The sequence below is a fragment of the Dyadobacter sp. HNCC25DJ184 genome, from assembly GCF_056895215.1.
Window position 1 is genome coordinate 1 of record NZ_JBXHAQ010000011.1, and the last position, 18,608, is coordinate 18,608.

Annotated in this window: 18 protein-coding genes and 1 tRNA gene; 13 read left to right on the forward strand and 6 right to left on the reverse strand. The window is 43.2% G+C overall.

Going from position 1 to position 18,608, the window contains the following annotated elements:
• Positions 1-132: 132 nt before the first annotated feature.
• Entirely contained in the window at positions 133-1,545 is a 1,413-nt protein-coding gene (locus tag AC1XUD_RS16840) for a tyrosine-type recombinase/integrase (protein WP_483362201.1), read from the reverse strand.
• Positions 1,546-1,681: 136 nt separating this feature from the next.
• Here AC1XUD_RS16840 and AC1XUD_RS16845 point away from each other — a divergent pair.
• From AC1XUD_RS16845 to AC1XUD_RS16880, 8 genes are all read left to right on the forward strand, one after another.
• Positions 1,682-1,758, forward strand: a tRNA-Met gene (locus AC1XUD_RS16845).
• A gap of 359 nt (positions 1,759-2,117) precedes the next feature.
• Complete coding sequence (locus AC1XUD_RS16850; RefSeq protein WP_483362202.1) at positions 2,118-2,591, forward strand: hypothetical protein; 474 nt, start codon at positions 2,118-2,120, stop codon at positions 2,589-2,591.
• Between the two features lie 54 nt (positions 2,592-2,645).
• Entirely contained in the window at positions 2,646-3,137 is a 492-nt protein-coding gene (locus AC1XUD_RS16855) for a type IV toxin-antitoxin system AbiEi family antitoxin (protein WP_483362203.1), read from the forward strand.
• A 116-nt stretch (positions 3,138-3,253) separates the two neighbouring features.
• Complete coding sequence (locus tag AC1XUD_RS16860) at positions 3,254-3,685, forward strand: hypothetical protein (protein ID WP_483362204.1); 432 nt, start codon at positions 3,254-3,256, stop codon at positions 3,683-3,685.
• A 722-nt stretch (positions 3,686-4,407) separates the two neighbouring features.
• Complete coding sequence (locus AC1XUD_RS16865) at positions 4,408-5,082, forward strand: response regulator transcription factor (RefSeq protein WP_483362205.1); 675 nt, start codon at positions 4,408-4,410, stop codon at positions 5,080-5,082.
• The gene (locus AC1XUD_RS16870) at positions 5,079-6,350 is read left to right on the forward strand and encodes a sensor histidine kinase (RefSeq protein ID WP_483362206.1); all 1,272 of its coding nucleotides are present in this window, start codon (positions 5,079-5,081) and stop codon (positions 6,348-6,350) included. Before AC1XUD_RS16865 ends, AC1XUD_RS16870 begins: the two co-directional genes overlap by 4 nt.
• A gap of 60 nt (positions 6,351-6,410) precedes the next feature.
• On the forward strand, positions 6,411-8,819 hold the full coding sequence (locus tag AC1XUD_RS16875) for a TonB-dependent receptor (protein WP_483362207.1): 2,409 nt from the start codon (positions 6,411-6,413) through the stop codon (positions 8,817-8,819).
• Between the two features lie 312 nt (positions 8,820-9,131).
• Complete coding sequence (locus tag AC1XUD_RS16880; protein ID WP_483362208.1) at positions 9,132-9,524, forward strand: phosphatase PAP2 family protein; 393 nt, start codon at positions 9,132-9,134, stop codon at positions 9,522-9,524.
• Here AC1XUD_RS16880 and AC1XUD_RS16885 read toward each other — a convergent pair.
• The 3 genes from AC1XUD_RS16885 to AC1XUD_RS16895 form a co-directional block, all read right to left on the reverse strand.
• Positions 9,518-9,952 carry a hypothetical protein gene (locus AC1XUD_RS16885; RefSeq protein WP_483362209.1) on the reverse strand — a complete coding sequence of 145 codons (435 nt, stop codon included), beginning with the start codon at positions 9,950-9,952 and terminating at the stop codon, positions 9,518-9,520. The genes AC1XUD_RS16880 and AC1XUD_RS16885 overlap by 7 nt on opposite strands.
• A gap of 307 nt (positions 9,953-10,259) precedes the next feature.
• On the reverse strand, positions 10,260-10,646 hold the full coding sequence (locus AC1XUD_RS16890) for a helix-turn-helix domain-containing protein (RefSeq protein WP_483362210.1): 387 nt from the start codon (positions 10,644-10,646) through the stop codon (positions 10,260-10,262).
• A 39-nt stretch (positions 10,647-10,685) separates the two neighbouring features.
• Positions 10,686-10,850, reverse strand: coding sequence for a type II toxin-antitoxin system HigB family toxin (locus AC1XUD_RS16895; protein ID WP_483362211.1), 165 nt, complete (start codon positions 10,848-10,850; stop codon positions 10,686-10,688).
• Positions 10,851-11,429: 579 nt separating this feature from the next.
• On the opposite strand from AC1XUD_RS16895, the gene AC1XUD_RS16900 reads away from it, so the two are divergent.
• Both AC1XUD_RS16900 and AC1XUD_RS16905 read left to right on the forward strand, forming a co-directional pair.
• A complete protein-coding gene (locus AC1XUD_RS16900) occupies positions 11,430-11,729 on the forward strand; it encodes an ArsR/SmtB family transcription factor (protein WP_483362212.1) in 300 nt (99 codons plus the stop codon).
• Positions 11,730-11,746: 17 nt separating this feature from the next.
• Positions 11,747-12,853: an NADH:flavin oxidoreductase gene (locus AC1XUD_RS16905; RefSeq protein WP_483362213.1), complete on the forward strand. Its 1,107-nt coding sequence runs from the start codon at positions 11,747-11,749 to the stop codon at positions 12,851-12,853.
• Between the two features lie 144 nt (positions 12,854-12,997).
• Here the strand turns inward: AC1XUD_RS16905 and AC1XUD_RS16910 are convergent, their stop codons facing one another.
• Both AC1XUD_RS16910 and AC1XUD_RS16915 read right to left on the reverse strand, forming a co-directional pair.
• Positions 12,998-14,191 carry a glucuronyl esterase domain-containing protein gene (locus AC1XUD_RS16910; protein ID WP_483362214.1) on the reverse strand — a complete coding sequence of 398 codons (1,194 nt, stop codon included), beginning with the start codon at positions 14,189-14,191 and terminating at the stop codon, positions 12,998-13,000.
• A 72-nt stretch (positions 14,192-14,263) separates the two neighbouring features.
• A complete protein-coding gene (locus AC1XUD_RS16915) occupies positions 14,264-14,740 on the reverse strand; it encodes an ankyrin repeat domain-containing protein (protein ID WP_483362215.1) in 477 nt (158 codons plus the stop codon).
• 195 nt (positions 14,741-14,935) lie between these two features.
• On the opposite strand from AC1XUD_RS16915, the gene AC1XUD_RS16920 reads away from it, so the two are divergent.
• The 3 genes from AC1XUD_RS16920 (at position 14,936) to AC1XUD_RS16930 (ending at position 18,604) form a co-directional block, all read left to right on the forward strand.
• The gene (locus AC1XUD_RS16920) at positions 14,936-16,504 is read left to right on the forward strand and encodes a glycoside hydrolase family 43 protein (protein WP_483362216.1); all 1,569 of its coding nucleotides are present in this window, start codon (positions 14,936-14,938) and stop codon (positions 16,502-16,504) included.
• A 625-nt stretch (positions 16,505-17,129) separates the two neighbouring features.
• Positions 17,130-17,879 carry a carboxy-S-adenosyl-L-methionine synthase CmoA gene (cmoA, locus tag AC1XUD_RS16925; RefSeq protein WP_483362217.1) on the forward strand — a complete coding sequence of 250 codons (750 nt, stop codon included), beginning with the start codon at positions 17,130-17,132 and terminating at the stop codon, positions 17,877-17,879.
• 80 nt (positions 17,880-17,959) lie between these two features.
• On the forward strand, positions 17,960-18,604 hold the full coding sequence (locus AC1XUD_RS16930) for a methyltransferase family protein (RefSeq protein WP_483362218.1): 645 nt from the start codon (positions 17,960-17,962) through the stop codon (positions 18,602-18,604).
• Positions 18,605-18,608: the final 4 nt, after the last annotated feature.

Here is an 18,608-nt window from a genome sequence, read left to right on the forward strand (position 1 = left end):
CTTATCTCATTAACCCGAAAGTTGAAGTTTTGTATAAAACTCAAATATTCTTTGAAGTGCTCCATACATTAACATTTGAAATCAGAACTGTTAATATATAAAATCACACAAGTAACTCAAAGTCAATTACCACTAAAACAGTGCGCTCAGATATTTTTTTGTTTTTTCATCGTCAAAGCTACCCAGATAGTTTTCGGTGGTTGCTATCGAAGTGTGTCCGAGCGATTGGCTTATAAAAGCAAGGGGAGCCTCGGACTGAAGTAGAATAGTTGCAAATGAATGCCTGGCGCTGTAAGTATTTACGTTGCCTGCAATCTCAATTTTTTTAGCAATTGCATTCATATACTGGTTGGTTATTTTAATGACTTGCGCGATAATTATTCTTTCCCTTAATGGCGTAATCCCATCTTCTAAAAAAGGAAATACGTAATTTTTGCCCTTGCGATCATCGCCCGCCCAGTGCTCAATAATTGCCAATGTCTCCGGAAATAGTGTTACTTTAATACGTATCTGGTTACTTTTCCTGCTCCTTGATGTCTTCTGACGAACAAACGTTAGTTTATCGGATTCGATGTCTTCCCATTTCAGGCGACAGATATCATTCATGTTCATACCATTGCATAAATACGAAAATACCCATAAGTCCCGGCTTCTCTGCTCCAACCCAGGGTCGCATTGATAGTCCATGATTTTCAAAACTTCATCCTTGCTCAGAGCTTTTTTGGTGTTAGTTCCGGCAGGTATGGTATATCGGTTTTTCGTAAATGGGTACAGTTCGCGCTTTACAATTCCGCTTTCAATGGCATCATTATATACTGACCGAATATGCCGTCCGTAGATTCCTACGGTTGTCAAAGAAGCGGGTGACGACTTGCCTTTTTTACTTTTAGGAGCTTTGCCATTTTTAAGCATCCACTTTTCATACATCATCAGTAATTCTGGCGTCAGATGTTCGAACTTAATCACCAGATCTTCTGCAGAAACAGCTCTGCCTTTCGGAGCGATGAAGTTCAGGTATTCATGTCGCTGTTTGCTTGTAAACGATTCCAAAAAGCGATGAAGTGATGCTGCTGCTGAAAGATAACTTGTGGCATTCCCAATCCGCCCCTGCCCTGTCATTTGTTCTGCTTTCAATTTGAGTGCTGCAATCACATTATTCTTATCCTTATGATCTGCCACCGGTTTGGCTTCCTGCCCAAACACACTTACTTCGTAAGCAAAGAGTTCAAAACTAAAATCGTCTCCGAGTGAATTAACGATAGACTTGGCCCGGGCAAGAAACCCTTCGACTTCCTTACCTGTATAATCTTCCTCGTAAAAGCTGCCGTAAAGCATGTTCCATAATCTTCTCCTGGAATCATTTTTTACGTGTCCGGGAATACCCGCCCTATGCTTTTTCAGGAACGCCCATTCTTCATTTAGAACTTTAATTCCGGTAGTGAAAAGTCTTTGTTTTCCATCAAAGGAAACCAGCCATTTTACAATCCCCTCTCCCTCTTTTGAGGCGCGTTTATCAAGGAATAAATTTACTGTTACAATGCCCATGATTGATCGTCATTTGGTAGTGGTTGCAATAAACTTGCAATACAAATTTAAAAAACTATCGAAAGAATCGCAAAATAAAAGCACAAAAAAATTTACTAACTATCTGATAAACAGATTATTGAGAAATTAACAAAAAGTAGAAAAGCTGTAAAAAATGCCATTTTTACGTGACTCATAATCAGTAGGTGCCTGGTTCGATTCCAGGTGGGCCCACTTGAAAATAAAAAGACTTAGCATGTTTTGCTAGGTCTTTTTTCTTTTAGGTGCAGTACAAATTTGCTGATTGGCATAGTGACAATGAAGTCTGTTCCCAACTTTCATTTCATGAGTTTTTTTATAGCTCATGAATACAAGCCACCCGGATGATTGATGGATCTATTATCCAGGCATCACCCCACCAATCTCTTCCAATTATCTGTTGATAATATTTATCTCCAGGATTTCACTGAGCTTCGGCATTATTCGATATTGAACTTTATTCTAAAATTTAAGACATGCAAATTTTTAAATTTGTCAATTGCTCATTATTTTTTATTGTTCACTGAACTCGAACAGATAAATAAAATGAACAAATGATTCTTACAGAAAATGAAATTGTCGAAAATGCGCTAAGAAACTTAGAAGCGAATAACGGTATCGCTGGTTATTGGTTGTCTCAGGATAATTCTTACGATGATGGGATTGATGGTAAGACAAAAATAACGATAGGAGAAACCACAGTTATTTTTAGCACCGAGGTAAAACGCGAGTTTCGTGAATACCATCTAGATAAATTACTTCGTCAAGCTGAATTAAACAAGCCGTTTATGCTTGTTGCCGATAAAATATATCCAGCGCAGAAGCAGCGTCTGCGCGAGAACGGAATTGCCTATCTAGATACTGCGGGAAATATCTATATCTCCAACGACAATCTACTACTTTGGCTGGATGGTCAAAAGCCGGTAAATCTTGACGTTGAAAAAAAAACGAACCGAGCCTTCACTAAGGCTGGTCTTAAAGTAGTTTATGCTTTCTTACAAAACCCTGAGGCCGTAAATTTTACATAGCGGGAGATTGCTAGTTATGCAAAGGTGGCGCTGGGAACAATAAATGAAGCCATATTGGCTCTAAAGGAAACCGGGCATATTTTAGAAGTCAATAAAAACCGCATGATCCTAAGTAACAAGAAAGAACTACTTGAGAACTGGATCATAGGGTATAGAAATATTTTAAAACCTTCCCTACTGTTAGGAACTTACCATTTCGGTGGAAGCAAACTGTGGGACCAGCTGGAATTACCTGCAACAGCTGTTTGGGGGGGGGAGCCGGCAGGCAACCTTGAAACCGGGCACCCGAATTCCGAACACTGGACCATTTATACTGCCCAAGCCAAACTTGAGTTAGTAAAAACGTTAAAGCTGGCTCCGCGGTCTGATGGAAACCTAAAAGTTTATAACAAGTTTTGGATGGACACCACAATATACATGAACAATCGTGCGACTCCTGAATTGATCACTTACGCTGACCTGATGATTACAGGCGATGCAAGATGTATTGAGACTGCAAATATTATTTATGACAAAAAGCTAACCCGGATATTCGATCAGCCATGAAGCATGCAGAATTAAAGAATGTCTTCGATACGGTGGAGAAAACTTTTTCTAAACTTTCCATTGACTACTACTTAATTGGTGCCTTAGCCAGGTAGATATGGTATGAAAGAGCTAGTATGAAATTCAGAACAACCCGTGATGTGGATTATGCCATCCTGGTAGGCAGTTATCAAGAATATGAAACTGTTAAGCAATATCTGATCAATAACGAAAACTATGTACCAGCCCGGGAAAACGCATTTGTATTAATCTCGCCAGACGGACTTCAGGTTGACCTACTTCCATTCGGAGAAATCGAATCTCAGGGCAGTGTAAAGATTGAAGGGACTGGTATGACCACAATTCAGATAAGCGGAATGAAAGAAGTTTACGAAAATGGCACAGAGGTTGTCAGCTTTGAAACGGGAAATTCCTTCAACGCAGCCACATTAATCGGAATCGTTCTTCTGAAACTTATAGCCTACGATGAAAGACCTGAAAGAAGGCAGAAAGACGCCACAGATATTGGTAATATCCTTGTAAACTTTTTTCCTCTGCATCAGATTTAATATACTCCAATCGTCTAGACATGTTTCGAGAACAAGAGCGTACACTTGAAAATATATCAGCAATCGTGCTGGGCAGGGAAATCAAAAAGGATTATCTCATCTAATGCAAACCTGATCGACCGATTGAACAGAATTTTGAATGACCATATAAATTCTGGGGAAAAAAATATTTTCACTCAATTGATTACCAAAGAAACCGGAAAAGAAATTGATTTAATAATCGAATACCTTCGGGATATTCTCTGGGGCTTTGAAAATCCATCACAACCTATTGACTAGCATCATGGCAGCACAATTCTCCGGAATATCAAGCCCGAATCAGGATGCTATTGAAAATAATGTTCTAAGATTGAATATCTATGATCATATTAACCAGGTGATGGAGGGATATCTTATCCGCTGACATGCTTTCCTGGAACCTGATCCATTAGCTAGTTATACTTACTATGCCAGCCACTTCCATGATAGAAAATTTTCCCGATAACGGTACATATCTGCAGTGTTAATTTAAAAAATTTCGGGTATATATTTCCTTTATAAATAAGCGTTATCGTCATCAAGCCAATTGCAATATCTAAAGCATTCCCATCCATCCCAAAACCTACGATTAATTTAGGCGAAAAATTTCATAGATGAATCTACTGCTCGATGATTTCAACTACTTGACTGTCGAGGAGAGTCACTTCTAAAAGAATTCCAAATCATTGCGGTAAATTACGTGTATGAAAATCCTAATCATCGAAGACGAATCCGAACTTGCCGCCGACATAGGTGCCTATTTATCCGCGCAGGATTACTTGTGCGAATATGCCAGCACCTGGCCACAGGCAAGGGAAAAAGTCGAATTGTACCGTTATGAATGCATATTGTTAGATTTAATGCTGCCTGGTGGGGACGGACTGGATATTCTCAACATCCTTAAAGACCAGGGACAGCAGGATGGAGTGATCATAATTTCTGCCAAAAACGACTACGAAAATAAAATCAGGGGTTTACATGCGGGAGCCGACGATTATCTGGCTAAGCCTTTTCATCTGCCCGAGCTCGCAGCCCGTATTTATTCGGTGATCCGGCGCAGAAGTTTCGGCAATCAGAACAATGTGGTGCAAAATGAGCTAAAAGTGGATCTGTCGTCCAGGGTTGTAACGGTCAACGGAGCGTTGGTTTCTTTAACACGTAAGGAGCTTGATCTGCTGCTATTTTTTATTGGAAACAAAAACCGTGTCATCGGAAAAAGTGCATTGGCCGAACATTTGTCGGGCGACATTGCCGATATGTTCGATAATCATGATTTTGTTTATGCGCATGTTAAAAACCTGAAAAAGAAGCTTAGCGAGGCAGGTTACGGAAATTATCTTAAAACGATCTACGCAACGGGTTACAAATGGGAAGGATGAAAAAACTTCTCGATCAAAGCCTTCGACCACTTGTGATCTACACGATGGTTGTGCTGGTAGTCAGCATCCCCGTCTTTTTTCTAATCATTAACTGGATATGGGAAAATGAATTGGACAAACACCATTATGCAATTCGCGAAAAACTTGAAAAAAGACTCACCAATCTGGATCTTGCCGACAGCGCCGTGAGTGATATGATCGGTGTGCTTGACAAAATACAACCCGGATTTTCTTTCAACGAGGCCGTAACGCCAAGTCCGGACAGTACTTATACGCTGATCCGTTTCGATACTTTCATGAACGACCGTGAGCAGTTTCGTTGTTTGACGACCGATATCCGCGTGAATGGAACACTCTTCCGGGTTCTGATCGAAACCAATATGGAAGAAATCGATGAAACGATCCTGGCAATTGCAGCGGTCACAATTTTCTTCTTTATTCTGCTGCTGGCCGGCTTTGTTTACCTAAACCGAAGAACCTCTCTGCGTGTTTGGCGGCCATTCTATGAAACGCTGACCCGTCTGCAGGCATTCAGGCTCGAAGGTGGCAAACCGTCGTCATTACCTGTTTCACAAGTGACTGAATTCGCTGACCTGAATCAAAGTCTTGACCGGCTCATGGAAGCAAGTCTGGCCTCATACAAACAACAAAAGGAATTTACTGAAAATGCCTCCCATGAGTTGCAAACCCCATTGGCGATTGTCAAATCCAAGCTAGACCTGCTGCTGCAAAGCCGCTCGCTCGACCATTCGCAAATGCAGATCCTCGACGATGCCTATCAAGCGATTAACCGCGTCACAAGAATTAACAAAAACTTACTGCTGCTGGCAAAAATTGAACACGCCCAGTTTGACAAGCAGCATAACATTGCTGTACGGGATTTATTGATTGAGCTAACCACGCAATTTGCCGACCGACTCGAAAGTAGTGGAATTCAATATACCGAGCAGGTGGGGGAAATAATTGTCAAGTCCAACCCAATGCTGCTGGAAATCCTGCTTACAAACCTATTTGTAAATGCCATGCGCTATACCCCGGAGGAAGGTGACGTTTCAGTGCACGCGAACGATCGCGAATTAACTTTTTCAAATACCGGCTCCTCTCCTCTTCGTGAGCAAAATCTTTTCCGGCGCTTCGCACAGGCGTCTTCAGAGCATGCTGGTAGCGGCCTGGGCCTTGCCATTTCCCATGAGATATGTATACGCTACGGCTGGCAAATCCGGTATCATTTTGACAGTGGTTTGCATCATTTTACCATTTACTTCTGAAATTCTAAATTTCTTCCAAAACAATCCAGACTTTCACCGTCAGATCAAAAACGAATCTGAATGGCTTCCAAAAAATCATTAATTCTGCTCGCATTGGTAGCGGTGCTGCACAGCGCACAGGCGCAGGTTAGCAAGGTCACAATATCGGGACAGGTAGCCTCTCTGCCTAAAAAGGAAATGCTTCCTTTCGTCAATGTAATCTTGAAAACTGAAAAAGATACAGCCTTCGTGACTGGCACGATCACAGCTGCTGATGGGAGGTTTACATTAACTGACGTAATTCCAGGCAATTACCGGCTGGAATGTGGTTTTCTGGGCTTTCAAACACTTAACTCAACTGTAACAGTTGGTGCATTAAGTGCATTTCTTGACCTTGGTTTACTCGAAATGAAGGAAGACGCACGGGTTTTGCGGGAGGTAACCGTCACCGCAGCCCAGACAGACGGGGTGGATGCCCGCCTTGACCGGAAAGTTTTCGATATCGTTAAAAACATCAGCCAAAATGGCGGGTCTGTTCTGCAAGCGCTCAAAAACCTGCCTGGTGTTACGGCTGGTGAAGACGGCAAGGTAATGCTGCGTGGAAGCGACAAGGTCGCTGTGCTTGTAGATGGTCGGCAGACTGCATTAACAGGTTTTGGAAGTCAGACAAGTCTTGATAATATCCCTGCATCAGCGATTGAAAGGATCGAGATCATTAATAATCCTTCTGCTCGGTATGATGCCAATGGCAATGCAGGCATCATCAACATCATTTACAAAAAAAACAAACAGGAAGGCTTCAATAGCAAGATCAGCATGACCACAGGACTGGGTGCTTTGTGGGTACGAAAAGAAAATTTTCCGGGCATCCGCCCTCAGTCCCGCAATACGCTGAAACTAAACCCTTCGGTAGCCCTGAATTACAAAAAAGAGAAATTCAACATCTTCTTCCAAGGCGACTACCTGCACACACCCACACTCAACAAGAACGAATTTACAGACCGTTACTATGATTCGGGCGATACAATCCGGCAGCAATTAAAACGCAACCGCAACACCAATGTGGTAACATCTAAGGCGGGTGTTGACTGGAACTGGAACCAGCAAAATTCATTGTCGGTTTCTGCGCTCTTTAGCAGCGAGAAGATCCTGGACCGGGGAGACCAGCCTTTTTTTAATGCCGATCTATCGCAGCGACGCCGCTTATGGCAGTTTTTAGAAGATGAATTAAAAACTACCGTGACTGCGACTGCTTCCTACCAGCATAAATATCAACAGCCGGGGCGCCTTCTGAATATCGGCTTTAACTATACATTCCACCGGGAGGATGAGAAGTATTTTTTTACCAACATCATGCCCGATTTTACTGGCAAGGATGCCTTCAAACTGCTTTCGGATGAGAATGTCTTCGACTTGAATGCAGACTACATCAGGCCCTTGCGGTATGGCCGTTTTGAAAGTGGGTTGAAGTTGCGAAGACGATTTATTCCAACCAATATGCAGTTCTTCCCGGGCATTAATTCCCCCATAGACAGTCTTGCAGGTGGCTGGGCGGACTATAAGGAAACCATCCCCGCACTCTACGGTAATTACGTATTTGAAAACCGTAAATTCGAGTTGGAAGCGGGTCTGCGGGTAGAATATATCAACTTGCGCTACACCGTCAATCCCACGCATCCAACCTATAAAAGCGATGGTTATTCTTATGCCAAACCTTTCCCAAATGTGCGCTTGGCTTACAAGTTCGATGCACAAAATAAAATTTCGCTTTTTTATAACCGTCGGGTTGACCGGCCCAATGAGGTCGACATCCGTATTTTCCCCAAATATGACGACGCCGAAATCATCAAGATCGGCAACCCTGCGTTGAAACCGCAATTTACTAGCTCATTGGAGGCAGGCTACAAAACCAGCTGGAGCAGCGGTTCGGTCTATGCAGCAGCATATCACAAACGAATCAATAGCACCATTACGCGAATCGGAACCACACTGCCTGGCTCTACATTGATTTACAATATCTTTCAAAATGCAGGCAAGAGCTACAATACCGGTGGCGAGCTGGTCTGGCAACAGGACTTAGCCCCATGGTTTTCGCTGAATGTGAATGGTAACCTGTATCGCAACAGCATTGATGCATTTTCAGTGGAAAACCTGTATCCGGCACGCACAATTTTCTACGCACGTAAACAAAAACTTACATCCGGTAGTGCGAAAGTCAATGCTTTGTTAAAAGAAAAGAAGACCGAGTTGCAGATTGCAATCATTTACCAGGCACCCGACATAGTCCCGCAGGGCCGAACAGGTTACCGGTTCTCTGTTGATGCGGGCGTTAAACGCCAGCTGCGTAAAGGCGAGCTGTTTGTAAATGCGACGGATCTTTTCGGAACGCTCGTGGTTCGCAAAACAGTTTACGGCGACGGATTTCATTACACCAGCCGCGATTATTACGAGACCCAGCTAATCCGGGCTGGTTACAGTTTTAAATTTTGACCATGATCAATTTATGCCATCACTGATGATGCGTGCATTAATAATCATTCTCGTATTTTCGAGCTTGACAGCCGCTTCGCCTGTGGTACCCGGCGACACGTTACCAGCTCGTAAACCCATCACACTACTGGCATTTACCCACCTGCTTCGCTGATTATCGGTGGTTTGCTATCAACCGGACATTCAGACGGAGTTATTAGAAGTGAAGTGGTAGAAGAGCGTAACCACCTCATTCCCCGTTTTCACACTAGAATCGATGACTATCTTCAATTTTCGCCTTTGGTAGTCGCCTGCGGCCTTGATGCCTTTGGCGTGCATTCTAAAATAAATATCATTAACCGCACTGTGATCATTATTAAAGGAGAGGCAATGGCGCTGACCACTGTAACCCTTTTGAAATCCGCCACCCACACGCTTCGGCCTGATGGCAGCAGCTACAATTCGTTCCCGTCCGGCCATACCACGCAGGCCTTTGCAGCAGCCACTTTTTTGAATGAAGAATATAAAGACCGCTACTCATGGATGCCCTACGCTTCCTTTACATTGGCTTCATCTGTAGGGCTTCTGCGCGTAGCCAATAATCGGCATTACATCAGCGATGTGCTGGTTGGTGCGGGTATTGGCTATTTAACAATGAAAGTGGCCTACTGGACGCATGAGTACAAATGGGGCACGGCAGAGCGCAGACAACAGCTGGGTTATTGATTTGCTTTGGAAGCGGCGTTCAAGCGGACTTCCAATTGTCTGAGATTCTCTTGCTTTTGAGTATCAAGTTTATCCTGACAATATGGGGTGCAAAACTGGTGCGAACGTAATAGCTTTGCGGATCCGGCCAGCCAACTGGCAGTAGGAATATCCGTTTTCAATCTATGGCTGGTTTCTTCCAGCATTAACGCATCGTTACCAGCAAATTCCGATTTCCCAAAATGATACAAGTCCGCGTCGCAGACGATCGATTCCAATAGATTAGTAGGCTTTTGTGGTAGCGTTGTGGCCAGAATGCACCCGATGACGCTCTCTATGAGATTAGCGGTAATAAACAAAGGAGGAGAAAAGGAAGTTTGGGTAAACTGTTTCTCCGATTCAACAGCACGATGGGAGACAGAGCCAGTTGAAGTGGACGATGTTGGCAATTGTTATTTCAGCTTCAAAGTAAACCTCAAGTCCTTAAAATCTTATGATTTTATAGTAAATGGTCAAGGATAAAACTTTATCAAAAGGTTCCGCGATAAAATTTTGACATCTACGATGCCATTAGGTCTTTCTTATAAAACGTCCTGTTTCCTGAGATCTGCGCCCGCCATGACCTAACTGCCTTAAACGGTTCAAAAAGTGTATCAATTTATTGTCGCACCAATCAATGTCCCATTTTCAACCGCGCGCCTGAGTTAAAGAGAAACTATTCCGGCCAGTTTGGTTAGTGTATCCATGGCCGATTAGCTATACTACCTGCGGCATTTTCTCATTTATAAAGATTTCCAAGGGTAATCCTAAGTGCCTATGAAGGTTATGAATCTGCTGCAAGGTAAAGTACCGCTTCCGATTAAGTATTTCAGACACTCTCGACTTGGGTCCTATGAATTGCTCCAAATCTTTATTTTTCCAGCCATTTTCTTCCATCAAATATTTAATTGCGTCAATCGGATCCGGATAAGGAATATCATTGTGCGTTTGTTCATAAGCATGTACTAAAGTGCTTATAACATCCAGCTCATCGTCCAATTCAGAGTAAGGGGTCGGATTCAAAATAAGTAATTCATCGATGCGCTTAAGGGCATTTTGATAGTCTAATGCCGTTTTTATGGGGGTTACGGTTACTGTACTCATTGATTACTTAGATTTGAGTTGTTTGAACAATAATATGATTTATACGGTATAAGCATCAATCTTATCATATTCGGCATGTGTACCAATCCACCTGATATAAACTATTTGCCGGTGCACCAGGACGACGGTAATGATTCGATACTTATTCCCTTTGATATCAAATATTACTCTGTTGTTTCCAATAATATCCACTGAATTAGCCACTTGCTACAGTATAAAGATACTGTGATGTGTTTGTCAATTACTGTCCAAGGGATTTGCACTGAGCTAGCACTTCCTTTTTTATTCCTACCAATAGCATCTTAAGCAAGCCCTTGGAAGCAGCTAACTAGTCTTACCTACAAAGCAGGTTATTACCATAATAGAAACTATTCCGGCTAGATGAAAATTAACAGAAAATCCCCAGAAAACAGTGCATAGCTACCTGCCAAGGAAGTTGAAATATTCGAAATCTTCCGCCTCAGTATTTTTTGACTTTCTGATATGAAGTTGCTATAATAGAAAGCTTTAAGATATCAACATTTAACACATTTTAACCACTTGTATTTGAATCCGCTCATCGTGTAATTGAAATCAAATAGTCTCGAGGCACTTTGAACAACTCGTTAAATTCCCGCTTGATCACACGCACGGTAGTCGAACCGTAAGTATGAGAAAGAATTCAACCTGCTGCATATATTACGCCAAACAGGAGTCTTTCAAAAAATTTCCACCCCACCCAAGAACCATTTCCGCTCCATCTCAGTTAATATACATATCGAGAAAAACCGATATGTCGATATTATGGATCATCTGGAAATATTTAAAGCGCTTTCTAATAAAACCAGACTGGAAATTCTGAACTGGCTGAAAGAACCGGAAACCAACTTCCCGGGTCAAGAAGTTTATGGCTTTGAGCATGGGGTCTGCGTTGGGCAGATTCAGCAAAAGGCTGGACTCACACAGTCAACAGTATCAGAATATCTATCAATCCTTCAACGCGCGGGGCTTGTGAAGTCTACCCGTGTCGGTCAGTGGACCTATTATGTGCGCAACGAAGCGGCATTTGAGGCACTGAGCAAGCTTATACATTCAGAAATTTAGTTCAAAACAATTCAATCATGCAAACAGACACTCTTTTCAGACCTTTCAATCTGAAATCACTAAATATGAAGAACCGTATCGTGATGGCACCGATGACGCGTTCTTTTTCACCACAAGGCATACCTACAGATGATGTTGCAGCATATTACGCAAAACGTGCAGAAGGCGAAGTCGGTCTTATCCTTTCAGAAGGCACGGTAATCGATCGCGTTTCATCATCTAATGACCCTAATATCCCTCATTTTTATGGAGATCAGGCTTTGGCCGGCTGGCAAAATGTAATTAATGAGGTGCACAATGCAGGTGGAAAAATGGGTCCGCAGATATGGCATATGGGTGTGATGGATAACCACCGCTCAGGCTGGGTTCCTTCTCAACCGTTTGAGGGTCCGTCGGGAATGGGAAGGCCCGGTATTACAAATGGTGTTGCCATGACTGATAACGATATTGCTGATACCATATCGGCTTTCGGACGCGCGGCGGCTGATGCCCAGCGACTGGGTTTTGATACTTTAGAATTACACGGAGCGCATGGATATCTCATCGACCAGTTTTTCTGGGAAGAGACCAATAAGCGTTCTGATATATATGGAGGAAAAACGCTTGCCGAGCGTAGCCGTTTCGGTATCGAGGTGGTGAAAGAAGTGCGCAAGCAGGTTGGTGAGGACTTTGCAGTGATTCTGCGTTTGTCTCAGTTTAAGCCTTCAGCATATGACAACAAATTAGTAAAAAGCCCACAGGAAATGGAGGCATGGCTGAACCCTTTGGCGGATGCTGGAGTCGATATTTTCCATTGTTCACAACGCCGTTTTTGGGAACCTGAGTTTGAAGGTTCCGATCTCAATTTCGCGGGTTGGGCTAAAAAGGTAACCGGAAAAGCAACTATTACTGTAGGATCAATCGGTTTGACGGGAGAATTCCTGGCCGCATTTGCAGGCGAGAGCTCTAAACCAAGTTCATTGGACGAACTCGTTAGACGTCTTGACCGTGGCGACTTTGACCTGGTTGCTGTCGGCAGACCATTACTCGCCGATCCTTCATGGACCAAAAAAATCCGGGAAGAGCGTGTAAATGAACTGAAAGGTTTTAGCGTCGAAGCCCTTGGTCAGTTGGTAATGGAATAGGGCGAGTCGCTGTTCCTTGAATTAAGGTTCGCAATATTTCACCCCACCATCTGATTCCAAAATGAAACAGGTTGGTGGGGTTTTTAACTTTTAAGTCTAAATTTTGGATATCCTCAACGGTTCAGGATGCAAATAGCATAACGTTCACTTGGTCTTGTAGTACACATCCGAAAATTTGACAAACTGCTCCCAATCGTAAAACGTCAGATCGTGAATACCAGTGCGATTGTGATATCCCAGCGGCGGCCGGGTGATCGGACTGTCCAGCGCGGGCGGTATAGCAGGTAAGCCCGACGGCTCTTTGTAAAGTGCAAAGACAGGTTCGGCGCTTTTCATTGCCAGAAAGGTTCCGGTCGGATCGGCCCAGAGGTCTTTGGAGGCGTTGGTAGCATATACCGGACGCGGGGCCACAAGAGCGATCAACATGTGCTGATCCACAGGAAGCGCCTGTTCATTATCGTTATATTTTTTATAGTTGTCGGCAAACCAATGCGGAAACGCCGTATTGATTATCGTAACGGTTTCCCCAAAATTCCGTTTGGAAAGCGCGGCGCCGGTGTTGCCCGAGCAATTGGTGAAGCACATGGCAAAACGCTGATCCTGTGCTGCCGCCCAGAGTGCTGCCTTCCCGCATCTGGAATGGCCGACCACGGCCACTTTTTTGGGATCGATATCTTTGTCGGTCAATAAATAATCCATTACCCGGCTCGCAGCCCACGCCCACGCTCCTACCGCTTTCATCCCATTGCCTGCTTTTGCGAGTTCGGGATACAGGCGCAACACACCATCCTGATATGAGTCTTTGTTATCCGGTGCTGCATCACTATAATGAAATGCGGCAATTGCATAACCACTTTCAATTACCTCTTCTGCTGGCCAGAAACCGCTAATCGTATCGCGAGATGCGGCCGTGTTTCTTCTGCTTCGGTTATTGATCAGAACAAAAGCAGGAACGGGCCCTTTCCGTTTGTTGGGAACAAACATGGTCAGGCTGATTTTTAACGATTTGGTTTTCTCGGTGACTATTATTTCAACTTTCCTGAGCGTAGCTTTTCCGCCCATCGCTGCAGTGTCCTCATCAGTGATATAATAGCTTATTTTGTCATAACTGATAGGCATTTTACCATACACGTGCTCTTCAAATAAACCCAGAACTTCTGGTCTGCGGCTCTTTTCCCATTCTCTGGCTGTACGGATCTTTTTACCCTCCTGCGTTTTTAGAGGATCAGGTAATGTATATGAACCTGCTTTGCTTTCATCGTAGTTTTGCGCCAGTACGCTTTGAAAACCACTCCATATTAATAGTAGGGAAACGAGTATACGTGTTATTGCCTTCATGCATTGGTTTTTAAGATTGGTTGTCTCCCAAAGTAAAGTTAGTATATGGTGCAGGGCGCGTTGGGTTGCTTTCTAGACCAGCTTATTTTCGATCAATCCCACAATCTCCTTCCGGTTTTTTGATCTGGCAAAATCGAGGGCCGATTTCCCATCGTTCGAAAGCAATGTTAAATCCGCATTGGCCGCCAATAGCAGCTTGACAATTTCGATATTATCCTGCCAAATGGCATCGTGTAAAGCTGTGTAACCATTATAAGGTCCTTGCTTATTAATATCAATATGATGGTCAATCAGGAGTTTGGCCGCTCCTGTTCGTCCGGCATACGCGGCTGCGTGAAGTGCCGTAGCTTTCATACCCGGATCAACGGCTTTGACATCAGCACCTGCCTCTAACAGCAATTTCACAATCTGGTCGTAACCTTTATATGCAGCAATAACCAGTGGAGCGTCACGGTTTGCATCCAATTCGTCCACATCCGCGCCATCCCCAATGAGCTGCCCGACCAGCGAGACATTATTTTTATTGATGGCATTCATGAGAGCTGTCATAACTAGTTCTGAATTTTAGGTGAATGAACAATTGAACATTAAGTCCCGACGGAATTCGATGTTATATCATTTTTTGGCAGATTTGCCTGAGGCACAAATTACTACAAAAGCAATTCAGGCCAAATAGTGGTGTTTGGTTTCCTATATTAAAAATTTATCCCTTTCTTCGCCAGCTCGATCAAATCCATAAATAGCATGAAAATCCTAGCTGCTCTCTTTTCCTTTTTGATAATACTAACCGGAAATATCTTAGCCCAAAAACCAAATCCAGGACCGGTTGTTACTTATAAAAATCCGGTGATAGCAGGCGATTTTGCTGATCCGTCGGTAATTCGTGTAGGCGATACCTATTATGCAGCAGGAACTTCATCGGAATGGGGACCGGCTTATCCTATATATAGCTCTAAAAATCTGGTCGACTGGGACTATGTGGGGCCGGTTTTCGATGAATTGCCGGATTGGACCATGGGCAGCTTTTGGGCGCCTGAACTGTTTTTCCGAAACGGCACCTTCTTCGTTTATTATACCGCCCGCCGGAAATCCGACAAGCAGTCATTTATTGGAGTTGCCTCAACTAAAGATCTAAAAAAGGGTTTCAAAGACCATGGCGTTATTATTGAATGGACAAAGGAAGCAATCGACGCTTTTGTTGTTGAAGACAAAGGAAAATTGTTCATCACCTGGAAAGCATATGGCCTGGATAAAGGCAAAAGCATCGAGCTTTTAGGTGCAGAACTTGCGCCGGATGGACTGAAGGTGATTGGTAAGGAATTCAGTTTGATCAAAGCAGATCCTAACAACTGGGAGGCCGGTGGCGCGGAAGGCCAGGCGATTTTCAAGAGAGGAAATTACTGGTATATGCTATACTCCGGCAATGCCTGCTGTGGCGACAAGTGTGACTACCAGGTTGGATTTGCAAGAGCAGAAAAACTACAGGGACCATGGACAAAATATTCCGGAAATCCGGTTCTCTTTGGGGATGATACCTGGAAATGTCCGGGCCACGGAACGGTAGTAGTAACGCCAGACAACCGATATTTCTATTTGCATCACGCTTACAATGGCGTCGACTTTACATTTGGCGGCCGACAAGGGGTTTTAAGCGAACTCGTGTGGGACGAAGCGACCAAATGGCCGTCGTTTCGATATGGAAAGACAACTCCGGCTCAGGCAGAAGCGCCGATGGGCATAAATGCCGTCTCAAACTCAAATTTTCTGATCCATTTTGATGCAGATACATCTAAAGCCCCCTGGGTTTTTGATGTAAGTTTTTCAAAACCAGTATTTGCAGTTGAAAAGGGAGCACTTCGGATTGAGAATAACAACCTTTCCAAAACAGGAAATTTTCTCGGCCTGACTGTAAAAAAAGGCAACTACACCTTGACTACCGAGATCATGACGAAAGATAGTTTAGCCCAAAACATCGTAGTTTATGGAGATGCCAATAACGCAATCGGATATGGAATTCGTAAAAACAACATCGAATTTTGGCAGGTTCGAGACGGAGCATATCAGCTAATAAAAACGCAGGAAATTCCGGAGAGCTTTAAAAATATCGAATTAAAATTACGCAGTCGGTATGGCCGCTTTTATGAGTTCAGCTGGGATTTAAAGGGGCAGAAAGTTGACTCTCCCAATCGTACCGTTGAGATAGAAGCAGCATGGTTGCCACGTTGGGACAGGGCTCCAAGGGTGGGTATTAACGTTTCCGGAGAGAAGCCTGGAAAGGGAGAGGTTATAGCTGTCCAGATGAAGTATGAGTAACATTTACCTTGTTTCCAGGGTTATATCCCCGCGGAAAGTATTCCTCTCTGTAGTAATGCGACCCCCTAATGGTGGTCGATACTATAGGGAACTAACATTATTATAGCCCCGACGATAACAATACTTTCACTATATTCCACACTGTACCGAGTCGTTGCAATATGGATACTAATATGGCCTACGACTCCAACCTCATTTAATAAACTACCACTCCCGATTTCGGCACATCTGTTAGTGCTTTCACACCTTCCCCCAATCTGGCCCAGAAATATCACAGAATTCAAAGATAACCCCTTAAACCACAACTGATAAACCTCCTCAATGAGGCAGAAATCTGAAAGGTTGCCCTCCAATACCAAGCTTCTGACCACAATTTCAGGAAACCTGCATCCGACACACAATTTTATTTTAAAAATACACCTCTTAACATTTCCTTAATTTTAAAAATCTAGGGATATTCAGAATAAATAATAATTTCGGCTTCGCCGCAACACTTCATAACCAACGGACGAACAGTATTATCAAGCAGGTTTCATTCCATTTGTTCCGCTAATTTCTACACTCGTACGATTTTAGTATTGTATTGAAATCCTAACCGACAACAACTCACTTAATTCGACGCAGGATGATTAACTCAACAGTGAAAGACCATGATGTCGTCTTCAAAGACGAAATCAAAAAAGTTTCCGACTTCAAATTTGGCACGACTGTCGTCAATGTCTTCGATGACATGGTAAGCCGATCCGTCCCATTCTATAATGAGACTCAGAGAATGATTGGTGAACTTGCTGCCGACCATGCCGTGGAAGGAAGCTTTGTTTACGACCTGGGATGCTCTACAGGCACCACGTTGATCGAATTGGACAAACTTATCTCTTCCGATATCCGCTTTATAGGCATTGACGAATCGCCGGAAATGCTTGATAAATGTGCTGTTAAATTGGAGGAAGCCGGCTTTAAAAGACCTTACGATCTGGTGGCCGGTGATTTACATCAGCCCTTGCCGATCAATAATGCTTCGGTGGTCATTCTCTGTCTGACACTTCAGTTTGTCCGTCCGTTATTTCGCGAAAGGTTGTTGAAAAATATCTACAATGGATTAAATCCTGGTGGAGTTTTGATTCTGGTGGAGAAAGTATTGGCAGAAGGTGCCGTCTTCAACCGCGATTTTATTAAATATTATTACAATTATAAGAGGCGCAACAATTACAGCGAAATGGAGATATCGCAGAAGAGGGAAGCTTTGGAGAATGTGCTGATTCCTTACAAGCTGTCCGAAAACCTGCTTTTACTTAAAGAAACAGGTTTTGCAGATTGTGAAACATTTTTTAAATGGTACAACTTTTCCGGAATTATAGCCTACAAAAAATCATGATATCCATTGGTAATTTCTTTTTTAAATACAGAAACGTATTATTCATATTTCTGTATCTCCTCCCCTTTTTACCTTCCCCAATGCTATTTTCAGACGAGTATTTCGGCGAGAAGTATTATCTGTATCCCATTATTATTGGATTAGCGATCACATTTTCAGGAGAGATCATCAGAGGAATGACCATCGGATTAGCATATATTATCAGGGGTGGTCGCGACAAGAAGGTGTATGCTGAGAAGCTCGTCACTGAGGGCATATTCAATCACTGCCGTAATCCATTATATGTCGGCAATATCCTGATGCTTTTCGGAATTGGGATTTTGGCTAATTCTCTGATTTTTACAGCCATAGTCATGCCGATTTTTCTCTTTATCTATCAGGCCATAGTCCTGGCGGAAGAGAACTTTCTGCGTAACAAGTTTGGCACCCAGTTTGATGCCTATTCCAAAAGGGTAAGTCGTTGGCTTATTAATTTCAGCGGGTTGTCGTCCACTTTTGGGGGTATGACTTTCAATGGAAAACGTTGGTTACTGAAGGAATATAACACGCTTATGGTTTGGCTTGTCGGCATTACTGCTATCCTATTATATAAGTACCCTCAGATCATCCCGGACGAGCAGGAGAGAATGAAAGCTTTTCTTATCATTCTAGTATTTCTGGGTTTGATATATGGTTATGTTCGGTATCTGAAAAAATCGGGAAAGATGACGGACTCGCTGGCATAGTTTC